This window comes from Streptomyces sp. CLV115 (assembly GCF_038448545.1).
In the GTDB taxonomy this organism is placed as follows: Bacteria; Actinomycetota; Actinomycetes; order Streptomycetales; family Streptomycetaceae; genus Streptomyces; species Streptomyces sanglieri.
Map to the genome: position 1 here is coordinate 1 of NZ_JBCEWQ010000112.1, position 23,085 is coordinate 23,085.

18 protein-coding genes are annotated in these 23,085 nt (G+C 72.4%); 6 read left to right on the forward strand and 12 right to left on the reverse strand.

Annotated features, from left to right (window positions below; translation table 11 throughout):
- The coding region (locus AADR41_RS29705; RefSeq protein ID WP_342284539.1) for a hypothetical protein at positions 1-1,256 on the reverse strand (1,256 nt) is incomplete at its 3' end.
- A gap of 331 nt (positions 1,257-1,587) precedes the next feature.
- Here AADR41_RS29705 and AADR41_RS29710 point away from each other — a divergent pair.
- Positions 1,588-2,313 carry an AfsR/SARP family transcriptional regulator gene (locus tag AADR41_RS29710; RefSeq protein ID WP_342284540.1) on the forward strand — a complete coding sequence of 242 codons (726 nt, stop codon included), beginning with the start codon at positions 1,588-1,590 and terminating at the stop codon, positions 2,311-2,313.
- A gap of 97 nt (positions 2,314-2,410) precedes the next feature.
- Here AADR41_RS29710 and AADR41_RS29715 read toward each other — a convergent pair whose 3' ends face one another.
- The 3 genes from AADR41_RS29715 to AADR41_RS29725 all read right to left on the reverse strand — a co-directional run bounded on the left by AADR41_RS29715 (position 2,411) and on the right by AADR41_RS29725 (position 7,875).
- Positions 2,411-3,664, reverse strand: coding sequence for a hypothetical protein (locus AADR41_RS29715; protein WP_342284542.1), 1,254 nt, complete (start codon positions 3,662-3,664; stop codon positions 2,411-2,413).
- A gap of 370 nt (positions 3,665-4,034) precedes the next feature.
- Complete coding sequence (locus tag AADR41_RS29720; protein WP_342284544.1) at positions 4,035-7,169, reverse strand: alpha-N-acetylglucosaminidase; 3,135 nt, start codon at positions 7,167-7,169, stop codon at positions 4,035-4,037.
- A gap of 160 nt (positions 7,170-7,329) precedes the next feature.
- On the reverse strand, positions 7,330-7,875 hold the full coding sequence (locus tag AADR41_RS29725; protein ID WP_342284546.1) for a carboxymuconolactone decarboxylase family protein: 546 nt from the start codon (positions 7,873-7,875) through the stop codon (positions 7,330-7,332).
- Positions 7,876-7,957: 82 nt separating this feature from the next.
- Here AADR41_RS29725 and AADR41_RS29730 point away from each other — a divergent pair, with 82 nt between their 5' ends.
- Positions 7,958-8,449: a MarR family winged helix-turn-helix transcriptional regulator gene (locus tag AADR41_RS29730; RefSeq protein ID WP_342284548.1), complete on the forward strand. Its 492-nt coding sequence runs from the start codon at positions 7,958-7,960 to the stop codon at positions 8,447-8,449.
- 158 nt (positions 8,450-8,607) lie between these two features.
- Positions 8,608-10,272: an alpha-L-fucosidase gene (locus AADR41_RS29735; RefSeq protein ID WP_342284550.1), complete on the forward strand. Its 1,665-nt coding sequence runs from the start codon at positions 8,608-8,610 to the stop codon at positions 10,270-10,272.
- Positions 10,273-10,321: 49 nt separating this feature from the next.
- On the opposite strand, the gene AADR41_RS29740 is transcribed toward AADR41_RS29735, so the two are convergent.
- Positions 10,322-10,969: a response regulator transcription factor gene (locus AADR41_RS29740; RefSeq protein ID WP_342284552.1), complete on the reverse strand. Its 648-nt coding sequence runs from the start codon at positions 10,967-10,969 to the stop codon at positions 10,322-10,324.
- Entirely contained in the window at positions 10,954-12,222 is a 1,269-nt protein-coding gene (locus tag AADR41_RS29745; RefSeq protein ID WP_342284553.1) for a sensor histidine kinase, read from the reverse strand. Before AADR41_RS29745 ends, AADR41_RS29740 begins: the two co-directional genes overlap by 16 nt.
- Positions 12,223-12,493: 271 nt before the next feature.
- Here AADR41_RS29745 and AADR41_RS29750 point away from each other — a divergent pair, with 271 nt between their 5' ends.
- Positions 12,494-14,614: an MMPL family transporter gene (locus tag AADR41_RS29750; RefSeq protein WP_342284554.1), complete on the forward strand. Its 2,121-nt coding sequence runs from the start codon at positions 12,494-12,496 to the stop codon at positions 14,612-14,614.
- Positions 14,615-14,696: 82 nt separating this feature from the next.
- Here the strand turns inward: AADR41_RS29750 and AADR41_RS29755 are convergent, their stop codons facing one another.
- From AADR41_RS29755 to AADR41_RS29775, 5 genes are all read right to left on the reverse strand, one after another.
- Positions 14,697-15,317 carry a winged helix-turn-helix domain-containing protein gene (locus AADR41_RS29755; RefSeq protein WP_342284555.1) on the reverse strand — a complete coding sequence of 207 codons (621 nt, stop codon included), beginning with the start codon at positions 15,315-15,317 and terminating at the stop codon, positions 14,697-14,699.
- Positions 15,318-15,655: 338 nt separating this feature from the next.
- Positions 15,656-16,567, reverse strand: coding sequence for a DUF6891 domain-containing protein (locus AADR41_RS29760; protein WP_342284557.1), 912 nt, complete (start codon positions 16,565-16,567; stop codon positions 15,656-15,658).
- Positions 16,568-16,638: 71 nt separating this feature from the next.
- Positions 16,639-17,673, reverse strand: coding sequence for a glutamine synthetase (glnII, locus tag AADR41_RS29765; protein WP_342284558.1), 1,035 nt, complete (start codon positions 17,671-17,673; stop codon positions 16,639-16,641).
- 120 nt (positions 17,674-17,793) lie between these two features.
- A complete protein-coding gene (locus tag AADR41_RS29770) occupies positions 17,794-18,936 on the reverse strand; it encodes an ARPP-2 domain-containing protein (protein WP_342284560.1) in 1,143 nt (380 codons plus the stop codon).
- The gene (locus AADR41_RS29775) at positions 18,933-20,426 is read right to left on the reverse strand and encodes a hypothetical protein (RefSeq protein WP_342284562.1); all 1,494 of its coding nucleotides are present in this window, start codon (positions 20,424-20,426) and stop codon (positions 18,933-18,935) included. The genes AADR41_RS29770 and AADR41_RS29775 overlap by 4 nt, the downstream gene beginning before the upstream one ends.
- A gap of 209 nt (positions 20,427-20,635) precedes the next feature.
- Here AADR41_RS29775 and AADR41_RS29780 point away from each other — a divergent pair, with 209 nt between their 5' ends.
- Entirely contained in the window at positions 20,636-21,547 is a 912-nt protein-coding gene (locus AADR41_RS29780) for a Gfo/Idh/MocA family protein (protein ID WP_342284563.1), read from the forward strand.
- A 107-nt stretch (positions 21,548-21,654) separates the two neighbouring features.
- On the opposite strand, the gene AADR41_RS29785 is transcribed toward AADR41_RS29780, so the two are convergent.
- Positions 21,655-22,107: a MarR family transcriptional regulator gene (locus AADR41_RS29785; protein ID WP_342284565.1), complete on the reverse strand. Its 453-nt coding sequence runs from the start codon at positions 22,105-22,107 to the stop codon at positions 21,655-21,657.
- Between the two features lie 91 nt (positions 22,108-22,198).
- Here AADR41_RS29785 and AADR41_RS29790 point away from each other — a divergent pair, with 91 nt between their 5' ends.
- Complete coding sequence (locus AADR41_RS29790; RefSeq protein WP_342284567.1) at positions 22,199-23,044, forward strand: alpha/beta fold hydrolase; 846 nt, start codon at positions 22,199-22,201, stop codon at positions 23,042-23,044.
- Positions 23,045-23,085 lie beyond the last annotated feature (41 nt).

Sequence of the window (23,085 nt, forward strand, 5' to 3'; positions counted from 1 at the left end):
CGCCGCAGCGGGCGCGGCGCGGCCCCCGGCGCCAGCAGGTCCCGCACCGAAACCGCCGTCACCCAGGGCGCGGTGAGGTAGCGGACCCGGTCGCCCGCACGGGCCACGATCAGCGCGACGGCCGACGCCCGGTCCGCGCCGTCGACCCGGGCGAAGTCCAGGGCGACACCCTCGTCCCGGCCGGCCCCCAGCGGCTCCGCGTACCGCACGACGCGCAGCCCGTCGTGGAACAGCACCACCGCCACCCCGTCCACCTCGCCCGCGTACAGCAGTTGCGGCGCCCCCATCGGAGGCCCGACGGGGGTGTCCGGGGTCGCCGAGGAACGCACCGTGTCGTCCGGATGCGCCCAGACGCTGAGCGCCCGGCGCAGCAGCCCGGTGTCCCCGGCACGGTCGCCACGGGTGGGCCAGGAGGTGAAGTCGGTACGCGTCGAACGCTGCCAGAACGTCGCGGACACCCGGCTCACCCGGCCCGGCTCCAGGGCCTGTCCGGCGACGGCGGCCCGGGTGTGCTGCGCCCCGGACGGAGCGCCGCGCCCCCAGCCCTCGCCCAGCAGCGCCCCGCACACCAGCAGTGCAGCGACGGCCGCCAGTACCGCCTTCGCGTACCGGCGGCGGCGCAGCAGATCCGGCGGCCTGGCCTGGAGCGAGCAGGGGTCGAACTCCGGGGAGCCGAGGAGCGCGTGCGACGCCGGAACGCCCGCCGCCTCCGCGAGTGCCGCGTACGGGTCCGCGACCCCGGCGTCCGAGAGCACCCGCCGGACCTCCGCGTCGGCCAGCCCCTCCAGGCCGCGCAGGGCGTGGGCGGCGCGGCCGGGGCCGGTGAGCGCCGACAGGGCGTTCTCCAGGGCGAGTCCGGCCGAGCCGCCGGAGTGCGGGAACAGCCGCAGCCCCCACACGAGCGGGAGCGGCGACGGCAGCCGGGCGCGCCCGGACCCGGGGCGCGGACGGTCCGCCGCCAGGGCCGCCCGCAGCACCCGGCGCCGGGCGTGCGCGTACGACGGGTCCACCGCCGCCGCACCGCCGGGCCCGCGCGGCACCGGGACGCCGCCCCCGGCCCCCGCCCGGCACCCGGACAGCAGGCACCGCTGGGCCAGCGCGTGTGCCTTCAGCACCCTGCGGTGGCTGCCGAGCGACGGCGGCAGTACGAGATAGCCGAGCCGGACCAGCCGCGGATAGTGCTCGACGAGCGCGGCCCCGACCTGCTCCCCGTCGGCCGGGGCGGTTGCGGGAGGTACTTCTGGCAGTGGACTCACGTTCAGCAGAACGAGCGAATCGTGCGATGGTCACCCCGGCCCGTCCGTGCGCGGCACGGCGACCCTGCCCACCGTCCGCTTGCCGAAACCGTGTGCCATACCGGCGCAAGCCCGGCCGGAGGGCACCTCCACGGCCCCGATTCAAGACAATTCGACATCTCTCGGCAGGTGGAGCAGCATGGCTATGCGGGAGGTGTACAGATCGCTGGCCCCCAGCAATGACGGCGCGGCCAGTCGACGGGCGCCGGGTAGACCGACCCCTACGCGATCACAAGCCATGAGCTCATATGATCTCGCATTCTCGCTGCCGCCCACCAGGTCGAGGCTGTTCGTGAGCATCTCTCTTCTCGGCGGTTTCGACATCCTCGTCGGCGGCGAACCGGTGACCGTACCAGTCGGCTCGAAGCGACTGCTGGCGTTCATCGCGCTACAATATCGGGCCGCTGTTCCGCGAACTCTGGTCGCCGGGAGTCTTTGGCCCGAAGCGACCGAGCAAGGTGCGAACACCAATCTGCGGTCGGCGCTGTCGCGTCTCCAGGACCTCGGGAAGCAGGCGCTGAACATCTGCCCCGCCGAGTTGCGTCTCGCGCGGGAGGTCGAAGTCGACCTTTTCCGGGCTCGGTCGTTGGCCCAGCGCATCATCGATTCCCGTGTCCCGGCCGAGGAGCCCGACCTCAACGCGGCGGCTGTCGACCAGCTGTCCGCGGATCTGCTGCCCGGCTGGTACGACGAGTGGATGCTTCCGGAGGCGGAGCAGTGGCGACAGCTTCGGCTTCACGCCCTTGAGGCACTGACGGAAGCCTTCATCGACACGAAGGAGTTCGCCTGGGCCGTGACGGCCGCTCATGCGGCTGTCCAGGCGGACCCGCTGCGGGAGAGCAGTCAGGCTTCGCTGATCCGCGCCCACCTGGCGGAGGACAACCGGTCCGAGGCGTTGTACGACTTCGAACGTTACGAGCAGCAGCTCAGCGATGAGCTGGGACTCCGCCCCACACCGCGGCTGCGCCGGCTGGTGTCCGAACTGCAGCGCTCGCGCCCCGGTGGCGGATCCTCGTAGCTGCATGTCCTGGTCCTAGCGTGTTGGCGAACCCGCCACTGCCCAGTGGCGGGTTCGCGTTACCGAGTTTGGTCGGTTTGGCGTGGTCAGCACGAGGTCACGTCTGGGCGCCTTGCTGGAGGACGTTGCCGTTGCCAGGTCCGGTCTGTGCACCCTGCTGGAGCACGTTGCCGTTGCCAGGTCCGGTCTGTGCGCCCTGTTGCAGGACGTTGCCGTTGCCGGGTCCGGTCTGTGCGCCTTGCTGGAGGACGTTGCCGTTGCCGGGTCCGGTCTGTGCGCCTTGCTGGAGGACGTTGCCGTTGCCGGGTCCGGTCTGTGCGCCTTGTTGCAGGACGTTGCCGTTGCCGGGTCCGGTCTGTGCGCCTTGTTGCAGGACGTTGCCGTTGCCGGGTCCGGTCTGTGCGCCCTGCTGGAGGACGTTGCCGTTGCCGGGTCCGGTCTGTGCGCCCTGCTGGAGGACGTTGCCGTTGCCGGGTCCGGTCTGTGCGCCCTGTTGCAGGACGTTGCCGTTGCCGGGTCCGGTCTGTGCGCCCTGCTGGAGGACGTTGCCGTTGCCGGGTCCGGTCTGGGCGCCCTGCTGGAGGACGTTGCCGTTACCGCCGGTCTGTGCGCCCTGTTGTAGGACGTTGCCGCTGCCGGGTCCGGTCTGTGCGCCCTGTTGTAGGACGTTGCCGTTGCCGGGTCCGGTCTGCGCGCCCTGCTGGAGGACGTTGCCGTTGCCGGGTCCGGTCTGCGCGCCCTGCTGGAGCACGTTGCCGCTGCCGCGTCCGGTCTGGGCACCCTGCTGGAGCACGTTGCCGTTACCGCCGGTCTGTGCACCCTGTTGCAGGACGTTGCCGGTGCCGCGTCCGGTCTGTGCACCCTGCTGGAGGACGTTGCCGGTGCCGCGTCCGGTCTGTGCGCCCTGCTGGAGGACGTTGCCGGTGCCGCGTCCGGTCTGTGCACCCTGCTGGAGGACGTTGCCGGTGCCGCGTCCGGTCTGTGCGCCCTGCTGGAGGACGTTGCCGGTGCCGCGTCCGGTCTGTGCACCCTGCTGGAGGACGTTGCCGGTGCCGCGTCCGGTCTGGGCACCCTGTTGCAGGACGTTGCCGCTGCCGCGTCCGGTCTGAGCACCCTGCTGGAGCACGTTGCCGTTACCGCCGGTCTGCGCACCCTGCTGGAGCACGTTGCCGGTGGCGGTGTCGAAGCAGGTCGGAGGTTGGGACTGTGTGCAGACGATTGCGGACGGGACGGCCTGCGGCGCCGCTACAGCACCTGTCGCGCCGACAGCGCCGACTCCGCCGGCGATCGCCGCGACCAAGCTCGACACGCCGATCAGGCGGGGAATTCCTTGGCGAATGCTTCTCATCATGGTGGATTCCTTGCGTGTGGAAGCGGGTTTGAGCTTGCCTGCACCAGCCATCGTCAGGTGCTGGGCATCACCGCGGCGTGACGTCGGCGTGACCGGGCTCGGCTGACGGCAGTCGGCGGGTGCTCTCCGAAGGCGTCTGCCTGCGCCCCGGCCATGGCCAGGAATTGCCCCATGGACGGCGAAATGACCCGGTGTGCCCGGCCGGACGCGTACGGTAACAGGCTCCACGGGGGCGTACTCGCGGCCGACGCGCCGCGCCGCTCGGGTGCGCCCGGACGGCGCGGCAGCCGGGTGTCCTCGGCGCGGTCGTCGGGCGAATCGCGCGACGGTCACCCCGGCCCGCTCGCGCACGCCGCAACGAGCCGTCGCCTCAGCGCAGTTGCCACTCGCTGAACCCGACCGTGCCGCGCAGCCCGCTCCCGCCGTTCGTCGCGGTCATGAAGATCCCCACGTCCTGGAGCGCCGTCGTCCCCGGTACGGCGACCGTGCCCACCGTCCGCCAGCTCGCCCCGCCGTCGGTGGAACAGAAGCCCGTGCACCCGTCTCCGGTCCGGGCCAGCCGGAGCAGTACCGGGGCCTTGATCCCGGTGATCCGCCGGTACGTGTCCAGGGTGCCGTCGCCGTTCGTGTCGTACGAGAGGACCACACCGTTGGACGGCGTCACCGCCAGGTTCAAGAAGCCCGCGGAGCCCGGCGCCGCGAGGCTGTTGCGCACCACCAGCCCCGACCGCGCCCAGCCCCCGGTGTTCTCCTGCGCGTCGACCCGCACGGTCACCTCCGCCCCGTCGGACCACGCCCCCTCCCGGTACGCGGTGCCGAACTGGCTGGTGCCCTTCCACAGGTCCTGGCCCGCCCCGTTGATCGCCAACCGCCCGTCCAGCTCGCCGAAGACCGCCGCGTTCGACGTGTACGTGCGCCAGTCCGGCTCCAGCGGCGCCGCCAGGTACACCGCGCCGCGCCGCAGATCGGTCACCCGGTCCTCGCCGCGCGGCCCGTACGCGGTGCCCAGCTCGTACGGCATCGGCACCAGCGGCGCGGTCAGCGGCCCGGACGGGGCGGTGACCCGCCAGTCCACCGAACCGGAGCCGCCCGCCGCGACCTCGTCGAGGAAGGTGCCGCCCGTCGCGGTGGCGTCCAGGCCGGTGAGCGCGAAGTCGACCCGGCCGGTGGACCGCAGGCCGTTCAGATTGCGGAAGACGGCCGTCACCGTGCCGGTGCTGCCCGGGGTGAACGTCACCGGTTCGGCGGAGACCGTGACGGTGCCCTGGTACGGGGCGATGGACAGGGTCTCGAAGACCCGCCGCGCCGTGCGGTGGGCATCGCCCGTCGGCCGTACCGGATGGACGTCGGTCCGCCGGGTCCACTCCTCCTCGCCCGGGTACCAGTCGAACGCCTTCGCCGCCCGGCCCTCCGTGAGCGCGTCGGTCAGCTCGTCCAAGTACGCCTGCCACTGCGGGAGATGGACCTCGCCCATCAGCCCGTGCCAGTCACGGTTGGCGTAGTTGCTGAGGTTGTCGGCGGCCGTCCGGTCCGCCCAGGTGGTGATCAGGGTGCGGGCAGTCCACTCCAGCCGCACCGCCTCCGCCGGGCTCGTCGCCAGCCGTTTGGCATCCTCCAGCCACGGCCCCAGCAGGAAGGACCGGTGGCAGCCCGACACCGTGTCCGTCAGCCGCATCAGCTTCAGCCAGAGCGCGGCGAGTACCCGGAACCGGGCCACGTCCTTGTCGGTCTGGGCGGCCCGCAGTTGCGGCAGCAGGGTCCGGGAACGGTCGGCGAGCGCCTGCCGGGCCAGATCGGTGAGGTCGTAGCGGTAGGTGTCCGAGTCGCGCAGCGACGGGCGTACGCCGAGGAGCGCCGCGAACGCCCGGTCGAAACCGGCCGGGTCGAAGGCGGTGCTGACGGAGGCGGTGATGCTCGGCCTGCGGGAGAAGAGCGAGTCGACGGGGCGGCCGTCGGTGCTCGTCAGCCGGTACGCCGTGGCGGCCAGCGCGGCGAACGCCGCCTCCGCAGAGCGGTCGCGGCCGCCGTAGCGGAACCTCGGGTAGTCCCGGAACCACGCCTCCCGGTCCACCTTCTCGCTGCGCCAGGCCAGCTCGCTGAACAGCTCGAACGCCGCCGGATCGCGCTCGGTCGCCTCCGGCATGTACGCCGTGCCGGTCAGGGCGCTGCCCGGCTTGTCGCGCCAGGCCGTGAACTTCTCCGTCCAGCGGTCGGTGTTGGCGCCGATCGTCGTACGGCCGCCGAAGTTCGGGATGGTGCCGAAGGCGTACGGGGCTCCGCCCCAGTCCTTCTCCCGGTCGGTGACGGTGTCGAGATCGGAGAGGCCGTCGACGATCAGCAGCCGGCCGGTGTCGACCGCCTCCAGCATCGCGGGCCGGGGATTGGCCTGCCAGCCGAGGATCACCCAGGTCGCGCCGGGGTGCGCGGTCCGCAGGGCCGACTCGACGGCGCGGGCGGCGTCCGGCACCGGGACGTCACCGGCGGTGCCGCCCTCGTGCAGCAGATCCATCTTGAAGTGGCTTGCGGGGCCGAACAGTTGCTCCTGGTGCCGGTAGAAGGCGGCGGCCACCTCGGCGAAGACGGGGGTGCGGGGGTCGAGCCAGTCGGGCCGGCGCAGTCCGTTCCAGGTGCCTTGCGGGACGGTGCGGGCCCCGGGATTGCGGTCCACGAAGCCGTCCGGGACGGTGCCGAAGTAGCCGGGGAGCACCGGTGACATGCCCAGTTCCCGCATCCGGTCGGCGATGCGCCGGCCCAGCTCGGCACGCCGGGCGATCAGTTCGGGGCCGAGCGGGCCGCCGTATCCGCTCATGTTCTGGAGCAGCCACCACGGCTGGTGGGACGGTGCGGGCAGCCAGGTGCGGGCCTCGGTGTCGCTGTAGCCGAAGTCCTGCAGCAGCCGGTGGTAGACGGCCTCCTGACCGGCGGTGACCAGGACCTCGTTGCAGCCGTGCAGGGCCAGGACGTCGAGCATCCGCTCCCAGCGCGGCCAGTCGGCGTACGGGGCGGTGTAGCCGTCATGGGTGTCGTTGAGGGCGAACCGGTGGGGGACGGTCGCGGAGCGCTCGACGGGGGTGCGGGGAGCCGGCAGCCGGTGGGGCAGTGAGGTACGGCTGCCGGACCACGAGATCACGGCGTCGCAGGTGTACTTGAGGTACCAGTGTGCCCCCGTCAGCGCGGCGGCCGCGGTGGTGGCGGCGATCTCGATCCACCCGGTGGTGCCGGTGACCCGGAAGCGGTCGGGGGTGCCTTCGCTCCGGGGAAGGGCGCGGAGCCGGAACTGCCCGGCGTGGTCCGGCAGCAGACGGGCGAGCGCCTCGTGCGCGGGCGCGAGGTCCCGGGCCGGGGCGGCGGGAGCGGCCGGAGAAGCGGTGGCGTGCGCGGGGGCGGCGGCGCCGAACGCGGCGGCGGCGCCGATGGCTCCGGCAGCGCCCAGCAGCGTGCGTCTGGTCGGCCGGGAGGAGCTGAAGGGCCGGGAGGAGCTGAAGGGCTGGGAGGTTTCCGTCATGATGCGCACTCCTCGGTGTTGTTCATGGTGGTGCATGCGACAACGGGTGCGTGCGGTGCGCACGTTAATGACGGGTGAGGGGGCGGGCAACGGGGCGTACGGCGGTTTGTGCCGATCCAGCCGTTCGGCCCTGACGGTGGGGCGGCCGGTCGCCCCGCCGTCAGGCGAAGGCGGCGAGCCGGGGGTCGACCGGTGCCCCGGTCATCCGGTTGGCCAGCGTCGACATCGTGTACGTGCCGATGCCGAGGACGACCTCCAGCGCGTTGCGGGCGGTGTATCCGTGCGTCAGGAACGCTTGGAGTGTCGCGTCGTCCACGGCCCCGGCCGTAGCGATCACGGCGAGCGTGAACTCCCTCACGGCTTCCAGCCGTTCGTCCGGCAGCGCCCGCCGCTCGCGCAGGGCCGCGATCAGCCCGGGGTCCGCGCCGAGCGCGGTGAGCTTCGCGGTGTGCATCGCCACGCAGATGTGGCAGTCGTTGCCGGTCGCCATCGTCATGATCAGGACCTCGCGGGAGAGCGGGTCGAGGGTGGTGGACTCGAAGACGGCGCTCGCCTTCAGGAAGCTGTCGAGCAGCTCCGGCGAGGTGGCGAGCCGGGCGACGGCGGAGGGCAGATGGCCCTGCTTCGCCGTCACCGCCGCCATGGCGCGGCGGGCGGCGGCCGGGGCGGATTCGAGGGTGTGGTCGGGGAACGCGGATACGGGCATGGCTGATCTCTCCTGGTGGGCGCTCAGGCTAAAATCGACAACGTGATTGACGAAAAGGTAAATCAGGTTGTCGAGTTTCGCAATGGCTGAGTGGCGGGCGGAGGCGTCCGGGCGGGACGCTGCGGGCTTCGAGCTGCCCCTGCTGCTGTTCGCCGGATTCCGTTCGATCATCGACGAGTTGCACCGCGAGCTGGCCGGGCAGGGGCATGCCGACGTCCGCCCCGCGTACGGCTTCGCGCTCCAGGCCGTCGGCCGCGACGGGGCGACCGCCAGCGAGATGGGCCGTCGGCTCGGGGTCTCCAAGCAGGCCGCCGGCAAGACCGTGGAGAAGCTCGAAGGGCTCGGATACGTGGAGCGCGTCGACGACCCCCGCGACGGCCGTCGCAAGCTGGTCCGGCTGACGGCGCGGGGCGTGGATGTCCTGGTCAGGTCCGCCGAGGGGTTCGACCGGCTGCGCGCCCGCTGGGTCGAGGTGCTCGGCGCGGACCGGGTGCGCGCGATGGAGGCGGACCTGCGCGCGATGGTGCCCGAGGGGGCGTTCCGGCTCGATGTGCCGGGCTGGTTCAACGACTGAGGCGGGCTCGGGCGGCTGCGGCGGCACGCTTGGACTTTGCGTACGAGAGATAGGACGTATCTCGTACGCACCCTTCCCGTGGGTCCATGTGTGCGGCAGCATGCCCACGTTGGCACCCAAGAGATCCGACCAATGCTGGTCGGGAACGGGAGGGAACCATGGCACGACGCACCCGTGTGCTCAGTGCGCTCGCACTGGCGGCGGCCGCCGCGCTCGTCCCCGTACAGGCGATGGCGCAGCAGCCCGCGCACCAGCGGGAGGCGCCACCGGGCACCCCGTGCAGCGCGCCGGTGAAACCCGCCTCGCAGATGACGGTGGAGTCCTGCGACAGCCCCGACCGGATCATCGAGAAGGCCGCGAACATCGTGCCCACGCCCGGCCAACTGGCCTGGCAGCAGCGGGAGGTCACCGCCTTCACGCACTTCGGGATGAACACCTTCACCGACCGCGAGTGGGGCTCGGGCACCGAGGACGAGAAGCTCTTCGCACCCAAGGCCATCGACGCCGACCAGTGGATGCGCGCCTACAAGGCCGCCGGTGCCGAACAGGTCATGCTCACCGCCAAGCACCACGACGGCTTCGTGCTCTACCCCAGCCGCTACACCGACCACTCGGTCGCGCTCAGCCCCGGCAGCCCCGATGTCGTGGCCGCCTATGTGAAGGCCGCCCGCAAGGCGGGCCTCAAGGTCGGGCTCTACCTCTCGCCCTCCGACGGCGCCGAACTCCCGCACGCCTGGCACGCCCGCTGGGTCGACGAGATCCGCGCGAAGCAGGCCGAGGGCGAACCGCTCAGCCTGCCCGAGCGCATGGCCCTGGAGGACGGCGACCGCGCCCCGGCAGGCGAAGGCCGTTTCGGCAACGGCAGCCCGGTCACCGAGCGCACGATCCCCACCCTCGTCCCCGGTGACGACCGGGCCGCCGCCGTCCGGAGCGGCAAGCTGCCCACCTTCCGGGTGAAGGCCGACGACTACGACACGTACTACCTCAACCAGCTCTACGAACTGTTCACCCAGTACGGCCCGATCGAGGAACTCTGGCTGGACGGCGCCAACCCCTGGTCCGGCTCCGGCATCACCCAGAAGTACGACGTCAAGCAGTGGTTCGACATGGTGAAGGCCCTCTCGCCGAACACCGTCGTCTTCCAGGGCCCGCAGGGCGTGCGCTGGGTCGGCAACGAGAACGGCACCGCCCGCGAGACCGAGTGGAGCGTCACCCCGCACACCACCGACCCGTGGACCGGGCTCGGCAGCCTCCCCAACGACTCGACCGATCCCGACATCGGCTCCCGCGCCAAGCTGCTCGACCCGTCCGTCAACTACCTCCAGTGGTATCCGGCCGAGGCGGACGTCTCGATCAGGCCCGGCTGGTTCCACCACCAGGACGAGCAGCCCAAGACGCCCGCCCAGCTGATGAACCTGTACGAGAAGAGCGTCGGCCGCAATGCCTCACTGCTGCTCAACGTCCCGCCGGGCAAGGACGGCCGGATCGACGACGCCGACATCGCGTCACTGACCGCCTTCGGCGCCGACGTACGCCGGGTCTACGGCACCGACGTACGCAAGCAGGGCCCCGCCCCGTACACCTTCGACCGGATCGCCGTCCGCGAGGACATCCGGCACGGGCAGCGCGTGGAGAGGTTCGCCGTCGAGGCCCGCGTCGCCGGGAGCTGGCAGCGGATCGCCGAGGGCACCACCATCGGCCACCGCCGCATCCTGCCCCTGGCCTCTCCCGTCACCGCCACCTCGGTACGGGTGAAGGTGCTGGAGTCGCGGGCCGCCCCGCACCTGGGGGCGACGACCCTGCACCTGAGCACCGCGCCGTGACTCCCCGGCCGCGCGGCCCCCTCGCCGGAGTCGCGCGGCCGTATGTCACTCAGCCCCGGTCGAGATAGGCGAGCACCGCGAGGACCCGGCGGTTGTCGTCGTCGGACGGCGGCAACGAGAGCTTCCCGAAGATGTTCGAGGTGTGCTTGGCCACCGCCCGCTCCGTGATCACCAGCTGCGAGGCGATCGCCACGTTCGAACGGCCCTGCGCCATCAGCTCCATGACCTCCAGCTCGCGCGGGGTGAGCATGCCCATCGGCCTGTCCTGCGAGCGCCGCGACAGCAGCTGCGAGATCACCTGCGGGTCCATCGCGGTACCGCCCGCCGCCACCCTGCGCACCGCGTCGACGAACTGCTCGGCGTCGAAGACCCGGTCCTTGAGCAGATAGCCGATGCCGCCGTTGCCGTCCGCCAGCAACTCGCGCGCGTACAACTGCTCCACGTGCTGGGAGAGCACGAGCACCGGCAGCCCCGGCTTCGCCCGCCGGGCCGCCAGCGCGCACTGCAGGCCCTCGTCCGTGTGGGACGGCGGCAGCCGGACGTCGACGATCGCGACGTCCGGCTCCGACTCGGCGAAGGCGCGGGTCAGTTCGGGCCCGCTCTCGACGGCTGCCGCGATCTCGAAGTCGTACGCCTCCAGCAGGCGGACCAGACCGTCGCGCAGCAGGAAGAGATCTTCGGCTAGGACAACTCGCAAGGGATCTCCATGGTCACCATGGTGGGACCGCCCGCGGGGCTGCTGACGGCCATGATGCCGTCGAATGTACCGAGTCGGCGTTCGATTCCGCTCAGTCCGGAGCCGCCGCCGACCGTCGCACCGCCCCGGCCGTTGTCGGTGACGGACACCCGCAGCATGGCGTCCTCGTGGCGGATGTCCACCCAGACGCGGTCCGCCCCCGAGTGCTTGGCCGCGTTGGTCAGCGTCTCGCTCACCGCGAAGTACGCGGCCGACTCGACCGCGGCGTCCATCCGGCCGCCCAGCTCCGCCTCGACCTCCGACTCGAACGGCAGCCGCAGCGCCAGCGCCCGCACCGCGTCCCCGAGCCCGCGCTCGGCGAGGACCGGCGGATGGATGCCCCGGACCAGGTCGCGCAGTTCGGTGAGCGCCTCGGCCGACGACTCCCGGGCCATGGCCAGGAGCTTCTTCGCCTGCGCCGGGTCCTTCTCGATCAGCGCCTCGACCGTCCCCAGGCTCATGCCCATCGCGACCAGCCGGGCCTGTGCGCCGTCGTGCAGATCGCGCTCGATGCGCCGCAGCTCCGAGGCGGCGGTGTCCACGGCCTCGTGCCGGGTCTCGGTCAGCCGGTCGATGCGCCGGACCAGTTCCTCGTCCTGGGTGGGGGCCAGCATCGCGCGGGCGATCACGAAGTGCAGCCGCAGCAGCCGCTCGCTGACCAGCACCCCGGTCGCGAACAACGCCGCACCGAGCGCGGCGGCGGCCAGGCCCGTCTCCTGGCTGGAGACCCGGACGAAGCCGTACCAGTAGCCGTCGTCGGTGAAGACCCGCCACAGCCCGGCCGCCAGCACGACACCCTCCACCGGGTAGATGAGCAGCGCGGCCGCCAGCGTCGCCACCACATAGCCGGCCGTCATGTCGACCAGCAGCCACCGGATGTCGCGCCAGGTGGCCGGGTCCTTCAGCATCAGCGTGGTCCGCTCCACCCGCCCGGTGAAGCCGGTGCGCAGATCCTTCGGGAAGGGGCGGTACGGGACCGGTATCCGGATGTCGAACCAGGTGACCGCGAGCAGCCGGCGCCGGTTGGCGTGCTTGCGGACCAGCTCCAGCACGTACGGGGTGGTGAACAGGCCGATGCCCAGCGGGATGAAGGCGACCGAGAGCACGGCCCATACGAAGAGCGTGATCGAAGTGGCCAGGCTCGCGACCGACAGCACGAGTCCGCGCCCGGCGGCCCGTATCGCGGCCCTTGTCCGTCCCTGCATCGCGTTCATCCCGGCCCGTCCCCCTTCGTGGGGTCCTGCTGCCGGACCCGCTCCGCAGACAGTCTCACCCGGTGGCGGCCCCGGGCGTCAGCCGTTTCGCCACCCGGGCGGGGTGTACCCAGCAACACCCCGCCGACCTCGCCCTACGGCTCCGGGGGAGGGGGGTCCGGCGGCTGGGGCGGGCGGCTCCGCGTTCCTAGATTCATCGGCGTCCACCGGCGGTGCCATGTCCGGCGCCGCGTACTTCCGGCTACATCTGACTCCTGGGGGCGAACACGCCATGAGGCGCAACCTCGCGGCACGCATCGGTATGTGGAGCGCGCACCACCGCAAGACCGCCATTCTCGGCTGGCTGCTCTTCGTCGTGCTCGCCACGGGCATCGGCGGGGCGTCCGGACTGGTCGAGATGTCCGAAGCGGAGAACGGCGCGGGCGATTCGGCCCGGGCCGAGCAGATCCTCGACGACGCCGGACTCGGGCAGCCCGCCGGCGAACTGGTCATGGTGTCCGCCCCGAAGGCGGGGGACTGGCGGGGCGCCGCCGACGAGCTCTCCGCGGCCCTCGGGAGGACCGGCGAGGTGGCGGACCTGGCGGCGCCGGTGCCCTCCCGGGACGGCAGGGACGCGCTGATCACCTTCGAAGTGAAGGGGGACGCGGCGACGGCTCCGGACCGGGTGCAGCCCGTGCTCGACGCGGTGGACGGAGTCCGGGCCGGCCACCCGGACGTCACCATCCACCAGTTCGGCGAGGCCAGCGCCGGGAAATGGCTCGGCGACCTGCTCTCCGAGGACTTCAAAAAAGCCGAATTCACCGCCGTACCCCTGGCCCTCGGCATTCTGCTGGTCGCCTTCGGCGCCGTCGTCGCGGCGCTCCTCCCGGTCGGGCTGGCGCTCACCGCGTGCATGGCCGCCTTCGGGCTGCTGTCGCTCGCCAGCCACCAGCTGCACCTGTTCCAGACCACGTACTCGGTGATGTTCCTGATGGGCTTCGCCGTCGGCGTCGACTACTGCCTGTTCTATCTGCGGCGCGAACGCGACGAGCGGGCGGCGGGACACGACGCGCAGACGGCGCTGCGGATCGCGGCGGCGACCAGCGGCCGGGCGGTGCTGGTCTCCGGGCTCACCGTGACGGTCGCGATGGCCGGGATGTTCCTGTCCGGCCTGATGCTCTTCAAGGGCTTCGCGCTCGCCACCATCATCGTGGTCCTCGTCGCCGTGCTGGGCTCGGTGACGGTGCTGCCCGCGCTGCTGTCCTGGCTGGGCGACCGGGTCGAAGCGGGGCGGCTGCCCTTCCTCGGCCGGCGAGGGGGCCGGCGCGCCCGCACCGGCGGCGGGATCGCCGGCCGGGTGCTGAGGCCGGTGCTGTCCCGGCCGAAGACCTTCGCGGTCGCCTCGGTCGTGGTACTGCTCGCGCTGGCCGCGCCCGCCATCGGCATGAAGACCGAACAACTCGGCCTGGAGAAGCAGTTCGGCTCCCAATCGCAGCTCTCGGTCGCCTACCGGCAGATCAGCGAGAGCTTCCCGGGCGGCCCCGATCCGGCCCGTGTGGTGGTGAAGGCCGACGACATCGAGGCCCCCGCGCTGCGCAAGGCGCTCGACGGCTTCGACGAGGTGACCGTCCACAGGGCGCAGAACGTCGCCGAGATCGAGGTACCCCTCCCGCACGGGCGGGCCTCGCTCTCGGAACTCCGCGAGGAACGGCTGCCCGCCGCGTTCGACGCCACCGGCGCCCAGGTGTACGTGACCGGGGAGACCGCCGGCTCCGCCGACTTCAACGAACAGCTCAAGCGGGGCATCGTCCCCGTCTTCGCCTTCATCACGGCCGTGACCTTCCTGCTGATGCTGTTCTGCTTCCGCTCCTACGTCATCGCCGTGACGTCGATCGTGCTCAACCTGCTCTCCGTGGCCGCCGCCTACGGGGTGATGGTCGCCGTCTTCCAGCACGGCTGGGGGGCTTCGCTGATCGGCTCGGAGGGGGTCGGCGCGATCGAGTCCTGGATGCCGCTCTTCGTCCTGGTCGTCCTGTTCGGACTCTCCATGGACTACCACGTGTTCGTGGTCTCCCGGATCCGTGAGGCCCGCGACCGGGGGCTGACCACCCGGGCCGCGATCGACGAGGGCGTCCGGCGGACGGCGGGCGCGGTGACCGGCGCCGCCGTGATCATGGTCGCGGTCTTCGCGGTCTTCGGGACGCTGTCCATGCAGGACATGCAGCAGATGGGTGTCGGCCTCGCCGTCGCGGTGCTGCTGGACGCCACGGTCGTACGGATGGTGCTGCTGCCCTCGGTGATGGCGCTGCTGGGCGAACGGAACTGGCGCACCCCGCGCGCCCTGACCCGGCTGCCGAGCCTGGAGCACGACGGGCCGGAGCGGGAGCCGGTGGGATCCGGGCGACTCGGCTGACCGGGCAGGCCCGCCCGGCACAGGGAACGGCCCCGGTCCGGAACGCACCGGACCGGGGCCGCTTCACACCGCTTGCGACCTGTCAGGGCGTGTACTTGTAGCCGACGCGCCGCACCGTCTGGATCGAACGGCGGTGCTCGGCGCCCAGCTTGCGGCGCAGCCGGGCGATGTGGACGTCGACGGTGCGACCGTCGCCCACGTGCCCGTAGCCCCAGACGGTGGTCACCAACTGGTCCCGGGTGTGCACCCGGTGCGGGTGCGCGACCAGATGGGCGAGCAGCTCGAACTCCAGGTAGGTGAGGTCGAGGGTGTTCCCGTCCACCGCGGCGGTGCGCTGCACGGGGTCGATGAGCACCGGCCCCGCGGCCGCGCCCGCCACCGGTGTCGGCACCACCAACCGGGCGGCCGCGGCGGTGGCCGCGGTGACGGCGGGCTGCTGGTCGGCCGGTACGAGCACCAGGTAGCCGACCATCGGGGGCCGGCCCGGCAACGCCGGAACGGTGTGCTGGGGGGCGGGCAGCCAAGTGGCACCCGGCGGCAGGAACTCGGCCACATCGGCGAGCTGGACGACCTCGTCGGGGTCGACGGCACGCAGCCGGTGGCGGTTGGGCGGGAGGGAGCGGGCGGAGGTGGTGGCCGCAGCGGTCGCCGTGGGCGCTGCGGTGGCAGCGGTCGCGGCGGAGAAGGTACGGGTGTTCGCCATGGGTCAGCTCTTTCGCGCGAAGGAGTCGTCGGTGGACGGACTTGCTTGCGCGCGGGCCGAAGGCCGGGTTGAGCGGCTTTAGAGGGCCTGCGCGTTCGACGCGCGACAACACACCCGGTCGAAGTCATGGTGCTGACGGGACGGCCAGAACGGTTCGAGGTCGCTGCGACCTGTCGAGGTGTGCTGGAAGCTGGCCATGTCCCCATTGAACCAGAGAACCGGACGCCGGAGCAGACCTCTCTCACCCGTCGATACGGACCCTTTGCGTAACCTTCCTCACCCCGGACGGCCGCAACGGACGGGCCGCCACCCGCACCGGCCCCACCGGGCCGCCCCTCTCAACCCACCAGCCGCCTGCGCCAGTCCAGGCCGGTCAGCTCGATCGCCTTGTCCGGCGAACCGCCCCACTCCACCGTCAGCCCCGCATCACCGAGCGCCTCGACGACCTCCCGGCCCACGAGGGCGGCGTCGTCCGGCTCCCCGCCGAACCCGCCGTAGTACAGCGAGAGGCCGTGCCCCGACACGGCGCCCTCGGTGCCCTGGGTGTGGAAGAAGACGAAGCCGCGCGCATCCTCCCGCCCGGCGCCCCGGATCTCGGACGTCCCGCACGACCGGCAGCAGGTGAAATGCTCCCTCGCCGTGATCCCGTCCCGGTCCAGCCGGGCGAACGCCCGGCTCAGCCGGTCCGGGTCGGTCACGTCCAGCCACTGCCGCTGCTCCTCGACCCGCTCCAGCCACAGCCGCTCCACCAACTGCCGCGCCTGCGCGGGGCCCACCGGGGACACGCCGTCCTCCACCAGGTGGTCCTCGGCCGCCCGGGAGAGCTCCTGGACCGTCCCGTACCCGCAGCGGAGCAGCACCCGTATCCGCTCCTCCAGCGTCTCCCGGATCTCCGCGGGCAGCTCCGGCACCGGCTCCTCCTCCGGCACGTCGGCGCGCTCCCATTCCACGCCCGCGTCCCACTCCGGCTCCTGGCGCGCCCAGCGGGTCATCAGCTCGGCGACCCGCTCCGGCGCGCCGACCATCGTGCGGAAATGCGTGGCGGCACCACCGGAGCGGCGCTCCAGCTGATACCCCTCACCGTGGTCGAACCAGACCTGCACGAAGGTCCCGGGGATGTCGGGCACCCGCTGCACGACCAGGAAGCGGTCGCCCTTCAGGCCGATCCGGTGCACCAGATCGCTCAGCGCCCGGCCGGAAATACGGGTGTGCGTCTCGGAGTTCTCGGTCTCCACCTTGATGTCGAGCATGTGCCGAGCCTGACACGGGCCACTGACAACGGACCGGGAGCCCGGAGCCGGAGCCCGGAGAGGGCCCCGGATCAGACCTGGCCGGCCTTCTCCAGCGCGGTGCAGCAGGTGTCGACGATCAGGCGGGTGACGACGTACGGGTCGACGTTGGCGTTCGGCCGGCGGTCCTCGATGTAACCCTTCCGGTCCTGCTCCACCTGCCACGGGATGCGGACCGAGGCGCCGCGGTCGGAGACGCCGTAGCTGTACTCGTTCCACGGGGCGGTCTCGTGCAGGCCGGTCAGCCGGTCGTCGATGCCCGCGCCGTAGTTCTTGACGTGGTCCATCGGCTTCGAGCCCTCGCCCAGCGACTCGCACGCCGTGATGATCGCGTCGTATCCGGTGCGCATGGCCTCGGTGGAGAAGTTGGTGTGCGCGCCCGCGCCGTTCCAGTCGCCCTTGACCGGCTTCGGGTCCAGGGTCGCGGAGACGCCGAAGTCCTCGGCGGTGCGGTACAGCAGCCAGCGGGCGACCCACAGCTGGTCGGAGACCTCCAGCGGGGACAGCGGGCCGACCTGGAACTCCCACTGGCCGGGCATGACCTCGGCGTTGATGCCGGAGATGCCGAGCCCCGCCTTCAGACAGTTGTCGAGGTGCTTCTCGACGATCTCGCGGCCGAAGATCTCGTCGGCGCCGACCCCGCAGTAGTAGCCGCCCTGCGCGGCCGGGAAGCCGCCCTCGGGGAAGCCGAGCGGGCGGTGACCGTCGAAGAAGGTGTACTCCTGCTCGATGCCGAAGACCGGCTGCTGGCCCGCGAACCGCTCGGCCACCGGGCGCAGCGCGGCCCGGGTGTTGGACGCGTGCGGCGTCATGTCTATGTCGAAGACCTCGCACAGCACCAGGATGTCGTCGCCGCCGCGGATCGGGTCCGGGCAGGAGAAGACCGGCTTCAGCACCCGGTCGGAGGCGTGGCCCCGGGCCTGGCTGGTGCTCGAACCGTCGAAGCCCCAGATCGGCAGCTCCGTCACGTCCTGCGAGGGACTCCCGGTCATGATCTTCGTCTTGGAGCGGAGCTTGGCGGTCGGCTCGGTGCCGTCGATCCAGATGTACTCGGCCTTGAACGTCACGGAAGCCATCCTTTGCGGGTGCTGCGGTGCTGCGGTCCGGTCTCTGCAGCGCAGCTTCGCAAGGCGCGATTTCCCGTCCGTTGCCCGGATGTGAACCCCGTGTTACCGAGGTTCCGTCCGTTACGAGCGGGCTCTGAGCAGCGACTCGAAGCCCGCCGCCCGGATCCGCCGCACCACTTCCTCCTCGGTGGTGCCCAGCGCCTCGGCCGCCCGCGACAGCCGCCAGTCCGCGCCGGCGAGCCGGTGCAGCAGATGACCGCGCCTGATCTGGGCCTCGGACAGCCGGAACGTCTTCAGGTACGCGACCCGCCCCTTGTGATCGGTGATCGTCTCACCGATGTGCTGCCCGGACCCGCCCGGCAGGAACGGCGGCAGGAACCGCCACAGCGTGAACGGACCCATCCGGTACACCCGGTCGAAGGCGTACGAACTGTCCAGCAGCTCACCCGCGAACAGGGTGTCGTGCGCCTCGGCCCACTCGCGCTCCTGGGCCCGCGCGGCCGCCCGCAGCCCGGCGAGCGTCCCGAGCCGCGGACCGTCGGGTATCCGGGCCGCGAACTCCGGCACGGGGGCGCCGTACAGCGCGTACTGGTGGATCAGCTCGCCGTACAGGTCCTCGACCAGCGACGGGTGCAGCAGCCGGTAGTCGTCCGGGTGCGGCACGACGAACGCGGCGGCGAGCGCGTCGGCCGCGTACACCATCACTCCGCACTGGTCCGGATGGATCTCGAAGACCCGCAGCGCCGCGCCGAGCCCGCGCACCGACCACCCCATGTACGCGTCCTCGGCGCGCGGCGACAGCCCGTCGCGCAGCGCCTGCCGCGACCACTCCTCCCAGGCGACGGCCGGACCGCCGAAGTGCAGCGAGAGGTAGCCCTCCAGCGCGAGGTGCAGCGGCAGGAAGCGCAGCCGGTCGCCCGGCCGGCGCTTCGCCATCCGGTGATGGCGGTGGCGCTGGAGCCGCGCGGTACGGGGCGCGGGCCGGTTTCCCGCCTGCGAGCCCGGCGCGGCGCCGAGCTGCGTACCGTACGCGGCGGACTGCTCGCCCTCGCCGGACCAGTCGGCGACGAAACCGTGCGGGATGACCGAGGCGTAGCGGGCGTGCGGACCGATGTCCACGGTGCCGTACCCGTGGTCCGTGTAGAGCTCCTCGTGCAGCCGGAGCCCCTCGACGGGCCGCTCGCGCACCAGCGGCACCAGCCGGATGCCGCCCCACACCTGGGCGGGGCGGGTGGTGAGCCCGGTCAGTTCCAGCCTGTTCACGATGCCGCTCCCGCTCCGTCGTCACCCACGAACCGCGCCACCTGCCGGTCCAGGTAGGCGTACAGCGCCGCCGCTCCGGTACGCCCCTCCGCGAACCCGGCGAGCTCCACCAGCGCGGGCAGGTCCTCCGCGTCCCGTACGCCCGTCGTGGGCACGCTCGGCGAGAGCCGCCGCACGTCGAAGGCGTCCGCGTCGTATACGGGGTTCACATGGACCACCGCCGTGCGCCGGTCCGGGTCGAGCCGGGTCCGCCAGATCCGGAGCACCTCGCCCGCGAGTCCGGGCGGCGCGTTGTCCCAGCCGTCCGAGACGATGACCAGCCGGTCGGGGCCGTGCTCCAGGGCGTCCAGCACACGGAAACCGAGCGGGGTCGGGCCCCACGGCCTGACCAGCAGCGGATCGGTGCGGTCCGACGTCCACAGCGGGGTGTACGCGCCCGGCGCGGCCAGCGCCTCCAGCAGGAAGTGGCAGGCCAGCGCCACGGCGAGCGGGCGGCGGCGCTTCTCGCCCGACCCGGACGAGGAGTAGCTGTCGTCGAGCACGGCGGCGACCCGGCCCCAGCTCCCGGCGTGCGGGCCCGCCGCGCGACGGGCCGCCGTGCGCAGCGCACCGGTCAGCTCCTCGCGGTGCGCACTCCGCGCCTCGAAGCCCAGCGACAGGACGTACAGGGCGAGCCGGGTCAGCGGCATCACGGTCAGGTCCACATCGGCGGGCAGCGGCGCGTCACCGGTGCCGGTGCGCTGCGTCAGCGTCCGCAGCCGCTCCAGCCGGGTCATCCGCGGCGCCATCCGCTCCAGGAACGCCTCGCGCTTCACCCCGCGCCGGGCGGCGAAGCCCTCGGCGACCGTGAACGGCAGATCCTCGACGGCCCCCTGCGCGTAGTGGGCGCGCCGCCAGGCGTCGAGCAGCTGATTCCGGTACCCCGGCCGGTGCCTGGGCCGGAACAGGAAGTCCCCGAGCTCGCCGGAAGCCCCGGGCCCGACGGAGCCGTCGAGTCCGAGGTGGGCATGGCGGGCGGCGGTCTTCAGGCCGGAGCGGTACTTCACCGCGTCGTGCGCCGGATCGGGCCGGGCGGCCAGCCAGTCCCGCATGATCGCGCGGGTGCGCCGGTTGTTCACCTTGGCCGCGCGCAGCTCCCGGAACAGCCGGTACACGCGCTGCGGCGGCAGCTTCGCCAGCCGGGCGGCGATCAGCCGGCCCTCGGTGCGCTTCTCCTCGGCGCTCGCGTCGGCCGCGCTCTCCAGCAGGCCCCGGACGATGCGTGCGGCGTTGTGGTCGTTGATGTCGAGGGCGAGCGAGGCGGCGTACACCCGGCGGTAGTTGACCCGTACGTACTCATGGAGGAAGTCCAGCGAGAGCTGCTGCCGGTGCGCGGACGAGCGGAACTCGCGCTGCCCGGTCGCGGTGATCGCCGCGTTGACGAAGAGGAGCACGTCCTCGGCGGCGACGAGGCCGACGTCGGTCCCGGTGCTGCTGGTCATGGTGGTCATGGATTCCCCCGTGGTGTCACGCCCCGCCGCACGCGGGGGGCGGAGCGCCGGCCGGGGAATGGGGGCGCGAACAGCGAAATTTTTGCTTCATAGGCAAGTCCCGGAAGTCGCACCGGAGTCCCGCGGCCGGCCCCGCAAACGTATCCATGGAGGTCACTCTCCGCCAACTCAATACCGGATCGCCCGGGTGAAACCGGCAGACTGGCCCCATGACGACACTTCCCGCGACCCCCCTGCGCATCGGCCTGGTCGGTACCGGCCCCTGGGCCCGGAACACCCAGGCCCCCGCCCTCGCCGCCCATCCCGGCGTCGTACTGAGCGGTGTGTGGGGCCGCCGTCCCGAGGCCGCGCAGGAGCTGGCCGACGCGCACGGCACCGAGGCGTACACCGGCGAGGCGGGCATCGACGAGCTCTTCGCCGCCAGTGACGCCGTCGCGTTCGCCCTGCCGCCGGACGTCCAGGCCCCGCTCGCCGCCCGTGCCGCGGCCACCGGCCGTCATCTGCTGCTGGACAAACCGGTCGCCACCACCGTCGCGGGAGCCCGCGAGGTCGTCCGGGCCGTCGAACAGACCGGGGTCGCCTCAATCGTCTTCTGCACTCTGCGGTTCGCGGCCGAAACATCCGCCTGGATCGCCGAACAGGCCGCGCTGGAAGGCTGGTTCACCGCCCGCGCCGAGTGGATCGGCGCACTGTTCGCCCCCGGCGCGACCAGTGAGTACGCCGCCTCGCCGTGGCGCCGCGACAAGGGCGGCCTGTGGGACGTCGGCCCGCACGCCCTGTCGGTCCTGATCCCGGTGCTGGGCGATGTGACCGCGCTGACCGCGGCCCGCGGCCCGTCCGACACCACCCACCTCGTCCTCCGCCACAGCTCCGGCGCGTCCAGCACGGTGACGCTCGCGCTGGGAGCGCCCGTGGGCGCGGTCGGTACGGAGATCGAGCTCAGGGGCGAGGAGGGGACGGTCACCATGCCGCGGTGGGACGGCGCGGTCGGCGCGTTCCGGGCGGCGGTCGACGCCCTGATCCATTCGGCGCGCACCGGGGATCCACACCCGTGCGACGTACGGTTCGGGCTGCGTCTGACGGAGCTGCTGGCCGAGGCGGAGAGGCAGGCGGGGGCGTAGCGGCACGGCGGCCGGGGCGGCGCCGGGCGCCGGGCCGCCCCGGTCGGCGGCCGGCGGCGGGGGAGCGGGCCCCGGTCTCCGGGAGCGGCTGAACGCCCCGGGGATGTTCAAGGGATCGAGGTCACCGCCTCGTGCGCGGCGTGCAGGAAGCGCCGCACGGCGGCCGTCTCCTTCTCGTCGAAGTCGCGCAGCGCCGCCACCGTGGACTCGATCAGGGGCCCGAAGAACGCCCACCCCAGCTCCACCGCCCGCTCGTCGACCGCCAGCAGCACCCGCCGCCGGTCGCGCGGGTCTCGGGTGCGGGTGAGATGGCCGAGCCGTTCCAGCCGGTCGATGACGGCGGTGGTGCCCGCGGAGTTGAGCCCGAGCTGTGCGCCGAGCCACCCGGCGGTGGCGTCCGTGCCCGACCGCTCGGCGTCCAGCAGACAGATCAGAGCGCGCACATCGGTGCTGTGCATGTCGTGAAGGGCCGCGAACTCGGCCTGGCGCAGCCCGAATTCGACCGTCACCCTGCGCAGCAGATGGACGATCTCCAGCCCCGGACCCTCCCGCGTGTCCATCGACGTCCCTTCCTCTTCGACAAGCCCATTGTCTCGCTGAGCGAGATAATATCGGGGGTCGGCAGAAGCGGTCACGACCGAGGAGGCAGCCATGACGTCCACGTCGTTCGACGAGGCGTACGACGAGGTCCTGGCGAACGACTGGCCGGCCGGAACGACGTACTCCCGGATCCCCACCCCGTACGGCACCACTCACGTCAACAGCTGCGGCCCCGGGGACGCCCCGCCCCTGGTGCTGCTGGCCGGCGGCGGGGCCACCTCCACCGTCTGGTACGCCCAGGCGGCCCACCTGGGCCGGACACACCGCGTCCACGCCGTCGACCTGATCGGGGAGCCGGGCCGCAGTGTCGCGGGGGAGCGCCCGATCCGCACGGTGGCGGACCTGACGGCATGGCTCGACGGGGTACTGGACGGACTGGGTGCCGACCGCACCGCGCTGGGCGGGCATTCCTACGGGGCCTGGATCGCTCTGCACTACGCCCTGCACGCGCCCCACCGAGTCCGGAAGCTGGTCCTGGTGGACCCGACCCAGTGCTTCGCCGGCTTCCGGCCCGGCTACCTGCTGCACGCCCTGCCGATGCTGCTCCGGCCGAGCGCGAAGCGGACCCGGGCCTTCCTGGAATGGGAGACGGGCGGCGCCGCGCTCGGCCCGGCCTGGCTGCGGCTGCGCGACGCGGCCGCCGGCCTCCCGTCCGGCCGACCGGTCACCGGCCCCCGCCCCGCACCCGAGGCCCTGCGCGGACTCGACGTACCGACCCTGGTCCTGCTCGCCGGACGCGGCCGGGCCCATGACCCGGCCCGCGTCGCCGCCGCGGCGGCCCGGCTGCTCCCGCGGGTGACGACGGCGACGATCCCCGCGGCGACGCACCACACCCTGCCGTTGCACGGGCCGACGGCCGCCGAACTGAACCGCGGGATAGCGGACTTCATCGGGTGACGGGCCGTCGCGCGGGCCGCCGTGCATGCCTCGCACCGGCT